At 33.5% G+C, this 16,219-nt stretch carries 13 protein-coding genes, 4 tRNA genes and 3 pseudogenes; 8 read left to right on the top strand and 12 right to left on the bottom strand.

The genetic code is table 11. The features are described 5' to 3' along the window. Positions 1–29: 29 nt before the first annotated feature. From ACPWTF_RS07730 to ACPWTF_RS07715, 4 genes are all read right to left on the bottom strand, one after another. On the bottom strand, positions 30–929 hold the full coding sequence (locus ACPWTF_RS07730) for a MerR family transcriptional regulator (protein WP_095929553.1): 900 nt from the start codon (positions 927–929) through the stop codon (positions 30–32). A 218-nt stretch (positions 930–1,147) separates the two neighbouring features. Next, a complete protein-coding gene (locus tag ACPWTF_RS07725; protein ID WP_248728007.1) occupies positions 1,148–1,648 on the bottom strand; it encodes a tetratricopeptide repeat protein in 501 nt (166 codons plus the stop codon). 196 nt (positions 1,649–1,844) lie between these two features. Further along, positions 1,845–1,916: transfer RNA gene (locus tag ACPWTF_RS07720), tRNA-Lys, on the bottom strand. Positions 1,917–2,101: 185 nt separating this feature from the next. Continuing rightward, entirely contained in the window at positions 2,102–2,503 is a 402-nt protein-coding gene (locus ACPWTF_RS07715) for a helix-turn-helix domain-containing protein (protein ID WP_427875030.1), read from the bottom strand. Positions 2,504–2,759: 256 nt separating this feature from the next. Here ACPWTF_RS07715 and ACPWTF_RS07710 point away from each other — a divergent pair, with 256 nt between their 5' ends. Next, positions 2,760–3,677 carry a WD40/YVTN/BNR-like repeat-containing protein gene (locus ACPWTF_RS07710; RefSeq protein WP_427875029.1) on the top strand — a complete coding sequence of 306 codons (918 nt, stop codon included), beginning with the start codon at positions 2,760–2,762 and terminating at the stop codon, positions 3,675–3,677. A 134-nt stretch (positions 3,678–3,811) separates the two neighbouring features. Here the strand turns inward: ACPWTF_RS07710 and ACPWTF_RS07705 are convergent. The 3 genes from ACPWTF_RS07705 to ACPWTF_RS07695 all read right to left on the bottom strand — a co-directional run bounded on the left by ACPWTF_RS07705 (position 3,812) and on the right by ACPWTF_RS07695 (position 4,122). Beyond that, positions 3,812–3,894 (bottom strand) — tRNA-Leu (locus ACPWTF_RS07705). A 44-nt stretch (positions 3,895–3,938) separates the two neighbouring features. Next, positions 3,939–4,010: transfer RNA gene (locus ACPWTF_RS07700), tRNA-Lys, on the bottom strand. Positions 4,011–4,050: 40 nt separating this feature from the next. After that, positions 4,051–4,122 (bottom strand) — tRNA-Lys (locus ACPWTF_RS07695). A 126-nt stretch (positions 4,123–4,248) separates the two neighbouring features. Here ACPWTF_RS07695 and ACPWTF_RS07690 point away from each other — a divergent pair. Next, positions 4,249–4,768 (top strand): annotated as a pseudogene (locus ACPWTF_RS07690) (shikimate kinase). Here ACPWTF_RS07690 and ACPWTF_RS07685 read toward each other — a convergent pair. Next, entirely contained in the window at positions 4,760–5,260 is a 501-nt protein-coding gene (locus ACPWTF_RS07685; protein WP_427875028.1) for a phosphoribosyltransferase domain-containing protein, read from the bottom strand. The pseudogene ACPWTF_RS07690 and the gene ACPWTF_RS07685 sit on opposite strands and share 9 nt — an antisense overlap. 159 nt (positions 5,261–5,419) lie before the next feature. Continuing rightward, positions 5,420–5,812, bottom strand: coding sequence for an RNA-binding S4 domain-containing protein (locus tag ACPWTF_RS07680; RefSeq protein WP_248728003.1), 393 nt, complete (start codon positions 5,810–5,812; stop codon positions 5,420–5,422). Positions 5,813–5,891: 79 nt separating this feature from the next. On the opposite strand from ACPWTF_RS07680, the gene ACPWTF_RS07675 reads away from it, so the two are divergent. Further along, complete coding sequence (locus ACPWTF_RS07675) at positions 5,892–7,085, top strand: FKBP-type peptidyl-prolyl cis-trans isomerase (protein ID WP_427875027.1); 1,194 nt, start codon at positions 5,892–5,894, stop codon at positions 7,083–7,085. A 328-nt stretch (positions 7,086–7,413) separates the two neighbouring features. On the opposite strand, the gene ACPWTF_RS07670 is transcribed toward ACPWTF_RS07675, so the two are convergent. The 3 genes and pseudogenes from ACPWTF_RS07670 to ACPWTF_RS07660 form a co-directional block, all read right to left on the bottom strand. Next, entirely contained in the window at positions 7,414–8,367 is a 954-nt protein-coding gene (locus ACPWTF_RS07670; protein WP_248728000.1) for a transketolase family protein, read from the bottom strand. 62 nt (positions 8,368–8,429) lie between these two features. Beyond that, positions 8,430–9,279 (bottom strand): annotated as a pseudogene (locus tag ACPWTF_RS07665) (transketolase). Between the two features lie 248 nt (positions 9,280–9,527). Continuing rightward, positions 9,528–9,842, bottom strand: coding sequence for a hypothetical protein (locus ACPWTF_RS07660; RefSeq protein WP_427875026.1), 315 nt, complete (start codon positions 9,840–9,842; stop codon positions 9,528–9,530). Positions 9,843–10,218: 376 nt separating this feature from the next. Here ACPWTF_RS07660 and tgt point away from each other — a divergent pair, with 376 nt between their 5' ends. The 5 genes and pseudogenes from tgt to dnaB all read left to right on the top strand — a co-directional run bounded on the left by tgt (position 10,219) and on the right by dnaB (position 16,163). Further along, on the top strand, positions 10,219–11,349 hold the full coding sequence (gene tgt / locus ACPWTF_RS07655) for a tRNA guanosine(34) transglycosylase Tgt (protein ID WP_095931686.1): 1,131 nt from the start codon (positions 10,219–10,221) through the stop codon (positions 11,347–11,349). 98 nt (positions 11,350–11,447) lie between these two features. Next, complete coding sequence (locus ACPWTF_RS07650) at positions 11,448–12,536, top strand: LptF/LptG family permease (protein WP_095931685.1); 1,089 nt, start codon at positions 11,448–11,450, stop codon at positions 12,534–12,536. Next, positions 12,523–13,413, top strand: a complete 891-nt coding sequence (locus ACPWTF_RS07645) for a DMT family transporter (RefSeq protein ID WP_095931684.1) — start codon at positions 12,523–12,525, stop codon at positions 13,411–13,413. Before ACPWTF_RS07650 ends, ACPWTF_RS07645 begins: the two co-directional genes overlap by 14 nt. A 112-nt stretch (positions 13,414–13,525) precedes the next feature. After that, the gene (locus tag ACPWTF_RS07640; RefSeq protein ID WP_095931683.1) at positions 13,526–14,479 is read left to right on the top strand and encodes an acetyl-CoA carboxylase carboxyltransferase subunit alpha; all 954 of its coding nucleotides are present in this window, start codon (positions 13,526–13,528) and stop codon (positions 14,477–14,479) included. 140 nt (positions 14,480–14,619) lie between these two features. Further along, positions 14,620–16,163 (top strand): annotated as a pseudogene (gene dnaB / locus ACPWTF_RS07635) (replicative DNA helicase). Positions 16,164–16,219 lie beyond the last annotated feature (56 nt).

Below are 16,219 nucleotides of genomic sequence, written 5' to 3'. Positions count from 1 at the left end.
AATATAGGAAAAACTTAAACAAAAATAAATTAAAGCATGTTAATAGTTTCTTCCATCGAATCAAAAACTCGAATTCTGTCTGTTAGGACTTTCTCATCAATGTATTCCACCATTTTACCCATAAGCCAGATTTCGTTGTTTTTCTGCAATAATTTCTGCCCCATAGATTTTACATATTGATTAATTACGCTTCGGTCTGGCTGAACAGTCATAAAGGAAATAAACGTAATGTTTTCAAAATGTTTGGTTAAATCCTGCAAGTTTTCAATTGGCATGCTTTCTCCTAGATAAATGGTTTTGTAGCCTTTATCAAGAATTTCGTATTGCAGGTATAACAATCCTATTTGGTGAATTTCGTTTAACGGAAGTGATAAAACAAAAATTCGATCGGTTTTGATTGGTTTTCTAATTTGAAGGCTTTCTGTATAAATCAATATTTTCTGCTTGATTAAATGACTCATGAAATGTTCATTTGCAGGAGTAATCGTTTCAGACTGCCATAATAATCCCAACTCTTTTAAAAGAGGCAAAAAATGTTCTTTAAAAACTTCTTTAAATGTTTTTTCGGTAATAAGCCAATCAAATGTGTTGAAGAATAATTCTTGATCAAAGTTCATCATCGCCATTTTAAAAGAAGTGATGGCGTAGTTTTGAGAATTTTTCTTCGAAATTATTTCGCGTACCAGTTGTGGTATTTTTTCTTCAGGATAGGTTGCAATTTTAGAAATCTTATAGCCGTATTCATGCAGTAACGTAATGTTTAAAAGTTTCTGCAGGTTATGAAGATTGTAAAATCTAATATTAGTGTCGGTTCGCATAGGTTCAAGGATATTGTATCTCTTTTCCCAGATGCGTATGGTATGCGCTTTTATTCCAGATAAGTTCTCAAGATCTTTAATGCTGAAAACAGTTTTAATATTGTTTATCATTTTTCGCGATTAAGTCAACAAATGTAAAATAAAATCTTAGATTCGACATTAAAACTAAATTAAAAAGATAGAGAATTAGAGGTTTACGTATTCATAATATATTTTTTACCTAAAATCAGGTATTTATTTCTTAAGAAATATATTACTTTGATAAAAAAGAAAACAGCCTGTCAGATTAAAATCTTGACAGACTGTTCTTGTTTTTTTTGCTTTATGTATTATTTACAGAAAGTAGCTCTGTTTTTTGCGGCGCTTTGGCTTCCTAACTCAATTGCTTTTGTAAAATCCTTACAGCAATTTTTCTTATCGCCAATTTTGTTATAGGCCAATCCTCTTAAATTGTAGGCGACATAATCTTTCGGGTTTAAGCCTAAAGAAGCGGTGCAATCTTCAATTGTTCCTTCGTAATTCTGCAGTTTGTAATTGACATTGGCTCTGCCAGTAAAAGCGTCTGCATTCATGTCGTCCAATTCGATTGTCTTGCTAAAGTCAGCCTGAGCACCTTTTAAATCGTTTAGCTTGAATTTTGCTACACCACGGTTCTGATAAGCTTCAACAAATTTAGAATTCATGCTGATAGCTTTGGTGTAATCGGCGATTGCGCCTTTTGTATTTCCAGCTTCAGCTTTTTTCATGGCTTTGTCAAAATAGCCTGTTGCAGATTGCGCCCAAGTCGAGCATGACACCATTATAAATGATGCTAATAGTAGGTTTTTCATAAAACTAATTTGGGATTAGTGATTTAATTATTTCCCAACGAATTTAAGAAAGTTTTTATCTTGTGAGAAAATTTCTTTTGGTAAATGAAGAAATAGTAAGAGAAAATTAAAGGAGGTTTTTCTAAAGGTATATTTTTAAGACTTGATAGTCCTTAAAAAGAAAAAGGTCAAGTAAAATAAATTACCTGACCTTTTGTGACCCGACTGGGGCTCGAACCCACGACCCATCATTAAAAGTGATGTGCTCTACCGACTGAGCTATCGAGTCTTCATTTCTTCAATGAGGGTGCAAATATAAGTACTTTATTTAGTTTGCAAAGCCTTTTTGGAAAGGAATTTTGAAATTAATTTAAATTGTTATTGTAAGTGCTTACTTTGCAGTGGTATATATTTTGTTTTTTTTCTGTGATAATAAAGGTGCAGAATAAAAAACTGCTGATTTTTCTGAATTATTTATTTGATAAGCTTTTCAAGTCTTTGCATCATCTCTTCTTTTTCTCTCAACATACGCTCGTATAAGGCTATTTTTTCTTCATGCAACTGAATCAATTTGTCGATTGGATTGTTGTTGAAAGTTGGGCTGTAATTTATTAAACCTTGAGTGTCGTGAAAAGTACTAGAAATAATATTTATTGCCTGTTCTTCGTTAAAATTCTGAAATGCTTCTACAGGGATTTTTAATATTGCTGCAATTTGTTTTAGAAGATTTTCCTCAATTACATCTTTCTGCTCCAATAAAGAAATTTTCTTTTGACTCCAGTCTTCTCCTAGATCATAAGCCAATGCTTCTTGTTTTATGTTAAGCATTTCTCTAAAACGTTTCACGTTTCTTCCTTGATGTATTTTTTGTTCCATAATGAGTATTGTTTTCTAAAAGCTTAAAGATAAAGCCATGCAGGTTGAAAAAATCTGATTGCCAAAGATAAAAAAATATCCTGCAAATTATTTTTTTGTCAGATATTATATCTGTTTTGTGTATTGTAAATAAAATTGTCGGGTAGAATTCGAACCATTTACGAGAAGAATTAAAAAATCTTGAATGATGTTTATTAGTTTTATCTTTTAAAAATAATGATATATTAGCTATACAAATCAAGTTAATTGCTTTTTTATGAAAAGACAATACAGGGTATATTTTGTTATTTTGTTTTTTGCAATTGGTTGTAAAAAGAACGCAATAGATAAGCTGGAAGTTAAAAATGAAACTTTTAAAAGTACAACTGATATAGTGAAAACTATAGGTGATACAACTGCTGAAATTTCAAAAAAGAGAAATAGGTATGTTAATAATATTGCTGATATTTCAAAAGACTCAGTTATTGCCTGTAGGTATTTTGAATTAATGTATTCGACAAATGGCGCAAAAACTTGGAAAAATATTAAAACATCATTGATGTTTAAAGATGTAACTTTTACTGATAAAAAGATTCTTGTTGGCATTGATAGTTGGGAAGGAATTCACGAATCGGATTATTCTCGAATACATATTTCAAAAGATTTTGGAAATTCTTGGGAAACAATAACTTTTGATACCAGAAAATTTTTTCCAATGGAAATAATTTCAAATCCAAAGGAGCAACTTTGTGTTCGTACAGCTGAAAATAAAGTCTATAAATTCCAAGGGACTGATTATAAGAAAGATTGGGTGTATGTAAAAACGATACCAGAAACGGAATATACAAGAGATGTAGTTGATTATCCATACGGAATAAATGATGAAAGTGATAACGTGAAGCTTTATAAAAAAAGTAAGAATAAAACGGACACGTTGGTATACTTAGATTTATGCAGTGAAGCTAGAGAAATTCTTCAAAAAGATAACATTGTGCATATTTCAGGAACAGGAACAGATAGGAAAACAGGTAAGCAATATGGGTATTATGGGCAGTTAATCCATGATGAAACATTGAAACAATATAAACTTCCTGGCTGGTTCACAAATATTAAAAAAACCAAATTTAATGTATATATCATGTGTGAAAATGGATTGTATATTGTAAAAGATGGAAAAATAAAACAGCTGTATTAAGTTTTGTAGGAAAATAAGACAACTTTGTTTAGCTCTCTTTATTTAAAAATTGTTCTAACACCAATGCGTCAACTTATTTTAGGACGAGACAAAACATAAAAAAGCCTATTTCAAAACGAAATAGGCTTTTCTAGTGACCATGGAGGGATTTGAACCCTCACGCCCTTACGAGCACCACCCCCTCAAGATGGCGAGTCTACCGTTTCTCCACATGGCCTAAAAAGAAAAAAGGTCGAGTAAAATAAATTACCCGACCTTTTGTGACCCGACTGGGGCTCGAACCCAGGACCCATCATTAAAAGTGATGTGCTCTACCGACTGAGCTATCGAGTCATTGCTTTCAAGAAATTTAATTTGTTAATCACAAAATTTGTGACCCGACTGGGGCTCGAACCCAGGACCCATCATTAAAAGTGATGTGCTCTACCGACTGAGCTATCGAGTCATTTAATTTCTTGAATGCGGGTGCAAATATAAGGAGTTTTTTTTGAAGTTTCCAAGCTATTTTATCATAAATTTGTCTTTTTTTTGGAAAAATTCTCAAATGCTTAGTTTATAAGGTTTTATTAATATGAAAAAAATTGTGTTGTTAGGTTATATGGGCTGCGGAAAGTCTACAATTGCCCAAAATTTGTCAAAAATTACAAATATTCCGTTCTTAGATTTAGATAAATGTATCGAAGAAAGAGTGAATTTATCCATAAATGAGATTTTTGAGAAGCATGGAGAAGTATATTTTCGAAAATTAGAGCATGAAATGTTCGTCGAATTGCTCGCAATCTTCAGAAAATACTATTATTGGTCTTGGAGGAGGAACTCCATGTTATGCCAATAATCATGAATTATTAAAAGGAGATGATGTAGTGTCTGTATATTTAAAAGCATCAATTGATACCTTATATAATAGATTGGTGCATAATAAAAGCAAACGCCCTTTGATTGCCAATATGAATGAGGAAGAAATGAAAGAGTTTATCGCGAAACATTTATTCGACAGAAGTTATTATTACAATCAAGCAAAACATAAAGTTTCGGTTGATGATAAATCTGTCGAAGAAACGGTTCAGGATATTTTAGAAATATTAGCTTAAAGAAGCGTAGTCGCCGTTTTCTGAATTGAAAACAACTTGAACATGCTCTAGTAAAGAAGTTGAAAGTGAAATGCCTTTGAAATCTGCCTTTACAGGATATTTTTTATGATTTCGGTCAACAAGTACTGCTGTTTTGAATTTTTTAAGCGGAACATCTAAGAAATGACGAACAGCATAGATTAATGTAGTTCCAGAGTTCAAGACATCATCAACTAGAACTAATCCTTTGTTTTTGTATTCTTCGGCGGTTAATGAAGTTTGTATTGCTTGTTGCGGATTTTGTTTGTTTATTTTGACTTCGCAGATCGAAACTTTTAAGGTTGAAATATTGCTAAGCGCCGTTGCGATTTTTTCGGCAAAAAGAAATCCGTTAGAAGCAATTCCGGCAATTACAACTTCTTCTTCGTCTACAAAAGTCTCGTAAATTTGGTAAGCGATACGTTTTATTTTATGTTCGATTTCTTGATTGGTCAAGATTATATTGCTGCTCATAGTGTATTTTTTTGCTAAGGTAATTAATTTAAAATCCAATATAGATAATCCAAATTTCAATTTTTTAAATTCCAAATTCCAAGTTTTGAGATAAGTTTATTTTTAGGATTTGGAATTTGATTGCTTTTTTTTGGAATTTGGAATTTCAAGATTGAAGATTTATTCTATTTCTTCCTCTTCATCATAAATATCGTCTCCGTAATCGTCAATGTCTCTTCGGTCTTTCTTGGTCGGACGTCCTGCGCCAGTTCTTCTCGAATGTTCTTTAGATAATTTTAACAACTCTAAATGTGCAAAAGCTTCTGGAGGCGTTTCGTTTTTTTGATAAATATCTACCAACTTAGCTCCAACTCGATTTTGCGGAATGTCTAAAACCGTTATAATTTGTGTAATTTGATCTTTTCTAAATGTAATTCGGTCTGTGGGAAAAACTTCTTTTGAAGGTTTTGCAACTTGCCCATTTACAGTGATCTGATTCTTTTTGCAAGCTTCGGTTACCATGTTTCTAGTCTTGTAATATCGAACGCACCACAAGTATTTATCTATTCTCATAATTTTTCTAAAATCCAAGTTAAATTCTTTACAAAAATAAATCAATATTGTATCTTGCGCACCTAAAAAAATGATAATAATGAATAAATTTAAATATTATTTTGTTTTGTTACTTGCTGGTCTTGCCATCGTTTCTTGTAATAAAAATGACGATGATAAAACAGAAGTTGTTCCTTTGAGGGATTATCAAGAGCAATTTAATACTGATAATGCAGATATTGAAGAGTATTTAAAGACCAATTATATTACTGTGACAGCCAATATGGATGTAACAATTGCGCCTATAACCGATGCTGCTTCACAACCCTCAATAATGTCTTACTTAGACAGTGCTACTTATCCAAAGTTGGTTTCAAGAGAAATTCCATACATACATGGAATAACTTATAAAATGTATTATTTGATTTTAAGAGAAGGTAGTGGTGTTGCTCCAATGAATACGGATGGTGTTTTTACTGCTTATAGAGGAGAATATTTAAAACGTGTAGAAAAGACAGATACAGAGCCAGAACACTTAACAACTACTTTCTTTGATCAGGTTATATATCCAAAGAGTATTATTGATATGTATGTAGGTAATGTTATAAAAGGATGGAGTGAAATCTTTCCTCTGTTTAAAACAGGAACAACGACTTATAATGACGATGGAACCCCAAATTACCAAGATTTTGGTGCTGGTGTTTTATTCATACCTTCAGGATTAGGATACTATGCTGCGCCACCTTCTTCAAGTACCATTCCAGCATATTCACCTTTAATCTTTAGCTTTAAGCTTTATGATATCAGAAGAATGGATCATGAAAATAATGGTTATTCTAATGGTGTTTTATTAGAAAATCCAGATGGTGTGTTTGATTATCAGGAAGATCTTAATGGTGATGGTTTTGTTCGCGATTATAGAGATACAACTACATATCCTAATCCACCTGCTAATCCAGATGATACAGATGGTGATGGTATTCCAGATTTTCTAGATCATGATGATGATGGGGATGGTTATACTACAAGATTTGAACTTACAAAACCTACAGATGCTCCTTTTTCAGGATTAAGCAAATATTATCCTTACGATCCTATTTTGGATAATCCTGCTACTCCAAATGTAGATGAAAGCGAATTGTGGGCTATTCCTAGAAGGCCAACAGGAGAACTTACTGATCCTGCAAAGCCAGAGTCAATCACAAATCCTCGTAAGTATGTTCCTGAGGATTATACAGCGCCAGGAAGATTAAGAATTCATTTGGATAAAACGTATCCTTATCAAAAGAACTAAAATATAGAATTTAAATAGGAAGCCTCGAAATTAATATTTCGAGGCTTTTTTATTGGGTTTTATTGGTATTGATTATTGATGCTGTGTTTTTTTATTTTACGCATTTTACCAATAGTAAAGAGCAACGTTAGAATATTTATGAAGTAGAATAGATCTTAGAGATTTATGGCTCCTTTACCATCAAATGAAAATTTCATTATTACTTGCGGTATTGATGGAGTAATACCAATGCCCAAAAAATCTATTGACATATCTCTTGGTACTAATAAAACTAAAAAAAACCTCGGAATGCAAATTCCGAGGTTTTTTATAAGTAAGAAAACTTAAATTATTTTCTTTTGATAACTCTTTCTACAGCTTCAACAATTGCTTGATTGTTTAATTTGTATTTTTCCATTAACTGCTCTGGAGTTCCAGATTCTCCAAAACTATCTTTAACAGCTACAAATTCTTGTGGAGTTGGATTGTTTAAAGCTAATACGCCAGAAACACTTTCTCCAAGACCTCCAAGGTAATTGTGCTCTTCAGCAGTAACTACACATTTAGTTTTAGCAACAGATTTTAAAATAGCTTCTTCATCAAGAGGCTTGATTGTATGGATGTTGATTACTTCAGCAGAAATTCCTTTTGCTTCAAGAGCTTCAGCAGCAATAAGAGCTTCCCAAACTAAGTGTCCAGTAGCAATGATTGTAACATCTGTTCCTTCGTTTAATAAAATTGCTTTTCCGATTACGAAAGGCTCATCAGCAGGAGTAAAGTTAGGTACAACTGGACGTCCGAAACGTAAATAAGCTGGACCATGGTGATCTGCTAATGCTAAAGTTGCCGCTTTAGTTTGGTTGTAATCGCAAGTATTGATTACAGTCATTCCAGGCAACATTTTCATTAAACCAATATCTTCTAAGATTTGGTGCGTTGCTCCATCTTCTCCTAAAGTTAAACCAGCGTGAGAAGCACAGATTTTTACATTTTTATCTGAATAAGCAACAGATTGACGAATTTGATCGTAAACTCTACCTGTAGAAAAGTTTGCGAAAGTTCCAGTAAAAGGAATTTTTCCTCCAATTGTTAAACCTGCAGCGATTCCAATCATGTTAGCTTCAGCGATTCCGATTTGGAAAAAACGCTCTGGGTGGTTTTTCTTGAAATCATCAAATTTTAATGATCCAATTAAGTCAGCACATAATGCAACAACATTTTCATTTTTTTGACCTAATTCAGTCATTCCCGCTCCAAAACCAGAACGAGTATCTTTACTTCCTGTATTTTCGTATTTTTTCATTTTTTATTTTTTGAGATGCTAAGTTTCTAAGCTGAAAACTGTCTGCTTAGACTGAGCACTTTTTAATAATCTGCTAAAGTTGAAATGTTTTGAGCTAAAGCACTAGCCAATTGATCATTGTTTGGTGCTTTACCATGCCAAGCATGAGTGTGCATCATGAAATCTACACCATTACCCATTTCTGTATGTAATAAAATGCAAACTGGTTTTCCTTTTCCTGTTCTTGATTTAGCATCAGTTAAGCCAGCGATGATAGCATCAATGCTGTTTCCTTCTTTGATTTCTAAAACATCCCAGTCAAAAGCTTCAAATTTAGCGCGAATACTTCCCATTGGCAGAACTTCATCAGTTGTTCCGTCAATTTGTTTACCATTAAGGTCGATTGTTGCAATAATGTTGTCTACTTTTTTAGCAGAAGCGTACATAATCGCCTCCCAGTTCTGACCTTCTTGCAATTCTCCGTCTCCGTGTAAGCTATATACGATATGATTGTCTTTGTTTAATTTTTTAGCTTGAGCTGCTCCCAAAGCTACAGATAAACCTTGTCCTAATGAACCAGATGCAATGCGAACTCCAGGTAAACCTTCGTGAGTTGTTGGGTGTCCTTGTAAGCGAGAATCTAATAATCTGAAAGTTGCTAATTCTGAAACTGGAAAATAACCACTGCGTGCTAGAACGCTATAAAAGACAGGTGAAATGTGTCCGTTTGAAAGGAAAAATAAATCTTCTCCAATTCCGTCCATATCAAAACCTTCTTTGCGTTGCCATTATGTTTTGATATAATGTTACCAAAAATTCAGTACAACCTAATGAACCACCTGGGTGTCCAGAGTTTACAGCATGTACCATTCTAAGAATATCTCTTCTTACTTGGATCGTTAAATCGCTTAATTGTTGTGTGTTAGGCTTCATTTATATGTAAAATTTTAAACTGTAGCAAAAGTAACGGATATTTTGTGGGGAGACAAATGATTTTCTGCTTTAGTTTGTTTCAATTGTTAAATTTTTTTGCTCTTTTTTTATCAGATTTGAATAAAATCAAAGAAATTGATAATTGTATATAAAAGTTTTGCCACAGATTAAACGGATTAGAATGATTTTAAAAATCAGCTGAATCTGTTTAATTTGCGGCAAAAAAAATCTAGAATTTAGTAAGGTGTCTAATTGGTATCGCTTTCGCTATAATAATTATTCTCTTCATCTTCAGAGCCAACATCTTCTTGTGCGTCGTCTAGCTCAGCACCTGGAACATCCAAATCGTTTCCGATTTTATCACTGTTCTGCTTCCATTCGTGATTGTCATTATTAATTATTCTTTCTCCAGAAATATCTTGAGGATCGATATCTTCTAATCTTTCTTCTAATCTTTCTTCTTGATTATAAATATCTTCGTTTGCTGGATAATCCATGTTTTCAAGGTTTTTCTCAATTTGTTCATCCTTGATTTCGTCTAATTTATCTTCTGAATTTATCATGATTTCTAATATTTTAGTTGAATATTAAAATTACAAAAAGAAAGAAATGAGTTTGTTATACTTTAATAATAGGATTGTTGCAGTTTTTACATTCCGATTTTACCGATGAAATTTCTTTTGGAACCGTTTGCGTTAGGGATAGGAGCGGCATCCTTTTGCGATAAATGTCTCGTCTTAATTAAAATGATATGTTCTTGAGCAAAAGATATAGCGGATAGCCCGACCGTTAGGGAACGCCTAAATCAGGATAAGTTCAAATCTTATAAAATAGAATCTGAAATTAAGAAAATATTAGCTAAATTTCTAATTGACAATTTTTCTAATTCATAATATTTCCCTGAAATTAAACTATCTTTGCCGACTGAAAAACGAATTTATGAAGTTTGATTTATTACAAAAAGATCCGCAGTCAAAAGCAAGAGCGGGTAGTATTACTACAGATCACGGAGTTATAGAAACTCCTATTTTTATGCCAGTTGGTACTGTTGCTTCTGTAAAAGGAGTGCATCAGCGTGAATTGAAAGACGATATTAATCCGGATATTATTCTTGGAAACACCTATCATTTGTATCTGCGTCCGCAGACAGAAATTTTAGAGAAAGCCGGAGGACTTCATAAATTCATGAACTGGGATCGTAATATTTTGACTGATTCTGGAGGATATCAAGTATATTCTCTTTCTTCAAATAGAAAAATTAAAGAAGAAGGGGTAAAATTTAAGTCGCACATTGACGGTTCTTATCACTTTTTTACGCCAGAAAATGTAATGGAAATTCAGCGTACCATTGGTGCCGATATCATTATGGCTTTTGATGAATGTACGCCTTATCCTTGCGATTACCGTTATGCACAGCGTTCTATGCACATGACACATCGTTGGTTGGACAGATGTATCAATCATTTGGAAAAAGTACCTTATAAATATGGCTATGAACAAACGTTTTTCCCGATTGTTCAAGGAAGTACTTATAAAGATTTACGTCGCCAGTCGGCAGAATATATTGCTAATGCAGGACAGCAAGGAAATGCAATTGGTGGACTTTCTGTTGGGGAGCCAGCTGAAGAAATGTATGCCATGACTGAGGTGGTTTGCGAAATTCTTCCTGAAGATAAACCTCGTTATTTAATGGGGGTTGGAACTCCAATTAATATTTTAGAAAATATTGCGTTAGGAATTGATATGTTCGATTGCGTTATGCCAACTCGTAATGCAAGAAATGGTATGTTGTTTACAGCAAACGGAACAATCAATATCAAAAATAAAAAGTGGGAAGCAGATTTTTCTCCAATTGATGAAATGGGACATACTTTTGTAGATACAGAATATACAAAAGCCTATTTACGTCACTTGTTTGCGGCCAACGAATATTTAGGAAAGCAAATTGCTACCATTCATAATCTTGGTTTCTATATGTGGTTGGTTCGTGAGGCAAGAAAACATATCTTAGCTGGAGATTTTAGACCATGGAAAGAAATGATGGTTAAAAATATGAGTCAGCGTCTTTAAGAATTTAAAGTTTCAAGTTTCAGGTTTCAGGTTCTCTACAGGACGAAATCCTACAACTTGAAACCTGAAACTAAAAAAACTTGAAACAATAAAACTATATGCTTTCAATAATAGATAAATACATCTTAAAAAGGTACCTCGGGACATTTTCTGTGATGCTTCTTTTATTTGCGCCAATCGGAATCGTAATTGATGTTTCTGAAAAGGTAAATAAAATGCTTGAGAACAAGATTCCGTTTGGAGATATTGCCTTCTATTATTACAATTTCACAATTTATTTTATTAATTCACTGTTTCCGATATTCTTGTTTTTATCGGTAATTTGGTTTACTTCAAAGCTGGCCAACAATACAGAAATTATTGCGATTTTAAGTTCTGGAATTTCATATACACGTTTCTTGCGTCCTTATATTATAGGTGCAACTATCGTTTCTATTTTTGTTTTGCTAATGGGATTTTTTATCGTTCCAGCTGCCAGTGAAGGCTATAACAATTTTAGATACACGTATCTGAAAGGGAATGGAAAGGAACTCATGCGTGGTGAAAACACCAATGTTTTCAGACAAATTAACGATCACGATTTTATTTTTGTAAACAGTTTTAACGAAGAATCAAAAACGGCCTTCAACTTTTCTTTAGAACATTTTGAAAAAGAAAAACTGACGTATAAAATCACTGCAAGCCGCATAAAATGGGATCCTAAAAAGAAGATTTACGTTTTATACGACTATACTAAAAGAACTGTAGGAGAATTAAATGACGTAATTGAAAAATCTCCAGAAAAAAATGTTGCCTTCAAATTTGAATTGGCAGATTTAACTCCAGTAGTTTATATTGCCGAAACGCTAACTTTGGGTAAACTGATCGATTTTATTGAAAAAGAAAGAAAAAGAGGTTCAGGAAACATTAATACCTATTTGGTTGTTCTTTATAAAAAGTACAGTATTCCGGTTTCAGCATTTATTTTGACGATTATTGCGGTTTCAGTTTCTTCTATGAAACGCCGTGGCGGAATGGGAATGAACCTTGCTATTGGAATTGCAATTGCATTTTCATTTGTATTCTTTGATAAAATATTTGGTACACTTGCCGAAAAATCTACATTCTCACCTTTATTAGCTGTTTGGTTCCCGAATATTGTTTTCGGAATTTTGGCAGTTTACTTATTACGTAATGCGAAACGATAATTTAAAAAGTTATTTAAATCTACACTTAATTGTTTTTATCTGGGGTTTTACAGCTATTCTAGGCGCTTTAATTACAATTGATGCCGATAATCTGGTTTGGTACAGAATGTTGATTGCTATGATTTTTCTTGGCGGATTTATTGCATTTAAAAAACAATCTTTTCAAGTTCCGATAAAAGAATTTTTTAAATTGATTTTTGTTGGGTTATTGATAGCATTGCACTGGATTTTCTTTTTTAAAGCAATTCATGTATCCAATGTCTCCATTACGCTTTCCATATTTTCTTTAGGAGCTTTTTTTGCTTCTTTATTAGAACCTTTATTTTATGGAAGAAAAGTGCTTTGGTATGAAGTCTTCTTCGGACTAATAATTATAGCTGGTTTAGGATTGATTCTTCAAGTTGAAATAAAATATCTTACGGGAGTTTATTACGCTTTGGCAGCCATCATTTTAGGGGTTTTATTTACCTTAATGAATGGAAAATTAATTTCAGATCACGAACCTTCAGTAATTACATTTTATGAATTTGGAGCGGGCGTTTTCTTCATCACCATTTACTTTTTATTTCAAGGAAAATTTACAGCAGATTTTTTCGAAATGTCTTTAAATAATTGGGTTTTATTATTGATTTTAGCCTCAATTTGTACGGCTTATGCCTTTACCGCTTCGGTAAAAGTAATGCAGCGATTAACGCCTTATACCGTAATGTTAACGACTAATCTGGAGCCAGTTTATGGGATAGTTTTGGCTTATTTTATCTTGGGAGGAAAAGAAAAAATGAGTGTCGAATTTTACATCGGAGCCGTTATAATTATCATAACAGTTATTCTAAACGGTGTTTTCAAACATTATCAGAACAAGAAAGAAAACTTGTAATAGTTTACTTATTTTTAAATTGCATTTTTATACTTTAAATAACAATTAACTTCGCCAATGATATAATATTTTTATATTTGCGGTTCGATTTACAAACAAAATTCAAAAATCCATGGAATATTTAGATTTTGAGCTTCCAATTAAAGAACTTGAAGAACAGTTAGAAAAGTGCGTTATTATTGGAAAAGAATCTGACGTTGACGTAACGCCGACGTGCAAGGAAATCAACAAAAAATTAGTAGAGACTAAAAAAGAAATATATAAAAACCTTACCGCTTGGCAGAGGGTACAATTGTCAAGACACCCAAATAGACCTTATACTTTAGACTACATTAGAGCAATCTGTGGAGATACTTTCTTAGAACTTCATGGAGACAGAGGTTTTAAAGATGATAAAGCAATGGTTGGTGGTCTTGGAAAAATAAACGGTCAGTCGTTTATGATTGTTGGACAGCAAAAAGGTTACAATACAAAAACACGTCAGTACCGTAATTTCGGTATGGCTAATCCAGAAGGATACCGTAAAGCTTTGCGTTTGATGAAAATGGCAGAGAAATTCGGAATCCCAGTTCTTACTTTGGTAGATACTCCAGGTGCATATCCAGGACTTGAAGCTGAGGAGAGAGGACAAGGAGAAGCTATCGCTAGAAACATTTTTGAAATGGTTCGTTTGCAAGTGCCAATCATCACAATTATTGTTGGTGAAGGTGCTTCAGGTGGAGCTTTAGGAATTGGTGTTGGAGACCGTGTTTATATGTTAGAAAACACTTGGTACTCTGTAATTTCTCCAGAATCTTGCTCTTCTATTTTATGGAAAAGCTGGGAGTACAAAGAGCGTGCAGCAGAAGCATTAAAACTGACTTCTTCTGATATGAAAAAACAAAAATTGGTTGATGATGTAATTCCAGAGCCACTAGGCGGAGCGCATTATGACAGAGAAACTACTTTTAAAACAGTAGCGGAATATATTACAAAAGGATATAACGAATTGAAAGACTTATCAACAGCCGATCTAATTGCCCAGAGAATGGACAAATACAGTAATATGGGCGAGTATAAAGAGTAAATTCATATTTAACGATTAAAAATCCGAAGCCCTGCGGTTTCGGATTTTTTTTTGGTTATGAACAAATCAATATTATTTATAAACAATTATTAGTTATAACTCGATAGCAGATTTTTTTTAAATTTTGCTACTTTCGCTATATGGAAAATTTCAAAAATGTAAACCCTGTTAAGGTCGACAAAACCACAATTATCAATCTAGAAAAAGGTAAGCTTCCTCCTCAAGTTATAGACTTAGAAGAGGCTGTTTTGGGTGCGATGATGATTGATAAAAAAGGGGTAGATGATGTAATTGATATTTTACAGCCAGATGCTTTTTACAAAGACGCGCACAAACATATTTTTGAAGCGATTTTACAGCTTTTTACCGAAACACAGCCAATTGATATTTTAACGGTTTCGACACAGTTAAAGAAAAACGGAAAGTTAGATTTGGCTGGAGGCGATTTTTATCTGATTCAGCTTACGCAAAAAATTGCCTCTTCGGCCACATCGAGTTTCACTCGCGTATTATTCTTCAAAAATTTATTCAAAGAAGTTTAATTCGTATTTCATCTGAAATTATCGAAGAATCGTATGATGAAACTACAGACGTATTCGATTTGCTGGATAAAGCCGAATCTAAATTATATGAGGTAACGCAAGGAAATATCAAGCGTAGTTCTGAAACCGCTCAGAGTTTGGTTCTTCAGGCGAAAAAACGTATTGAAGAAATCGCGGGTAAAGAAGGTTTGAGTGGTGTGGCAACAGGATTTGAGAAACTAGATGAAGTAACTTCTGGATGGCAACCTTCCGATTTAATTATTATTGCGGCTCGTCCCGGGATGGGTAAAACGGCTTTCGTACTTTCGATGGCGAGAAACGTAAGTATTCAGTTCGGACATGCAGTTGCGATTTTCTCTCTGGAGATGGCGTCGGTTCAGTTAATTACAAGGCTTATTTCTTCTGAAACAGGATTGTCTTCAGAAAAACTAAGAACAGGTAAATTAGAAAAACACGAATGGGAACAGCTAAGTACTAAAGTGAAAAACTTAGAAAAAGCGCCATTATTTATTGATGATACACCGTCGCTTTCAATTTTCGATTTACGTGCAAAATGTCGTCGTTTGGCTTCACAGCACGGAATTAAGTTAATTATTATTGACTACTTGCAGCTGATGACTGCAGGGGGAAGCGGAAAAGGAGGAGGAAACCGTGAGCAGGAGATCTCGACAATTTCTCGAAACTTAAAAGCTTTGGCAAAAGAGTTGAACGTTCCTGTAATTGCACTTTCTCAGTTATCGCGTGCCGTTGAGACCCGTGGATTTAGTAAACGTCCGCTTCTTTCGGATCTTCGTGAATCTGGAGCGATCGAGCAGGATGCCGATATCGTATCGTTTATCTATCGTCCTGAATATTATAAAATTGAAGAATGGGATGATGACGAAGCATCTTCGACACAAGGTCAGGCAGAGTTTATTATAGCCAAACACCGTAACGGTGGTCTTGAAAATATTCGTCTTAAATTCTTAGGACATTTAGGTAAGTTTGATAACCTTGAAGAATTTACTGGAGGTTACGATGATTTGCCATCTAAAATGAATCACGATGATAATCCTTTCATAACGAAAAATTTACCATCTGCTAACGAAGCTTTCGGAAGTAATTTAAATGATGATGATGACGACAGCGATGTTCCATTTTAAAAGTTAAAAAGCCTTATTATTAAGGCTTTTTTTATGTTTTTATGTTAATCGTTTAA

Origin of the sequence: Flavobacterium sp. MMS24-S5 (genome assembly GCF_050320125.1) — a bacterium.
Lineage (GTDB): Bacteria > Bacteroidota > Bacteroidia > Flavobacteriales > Flavobacteriaceae > Flavobacterium > Flavobacterium tyrosinilyticum.
This window is presented reverse-complemented; position numbering and strand designations above follow the sequence as displayed.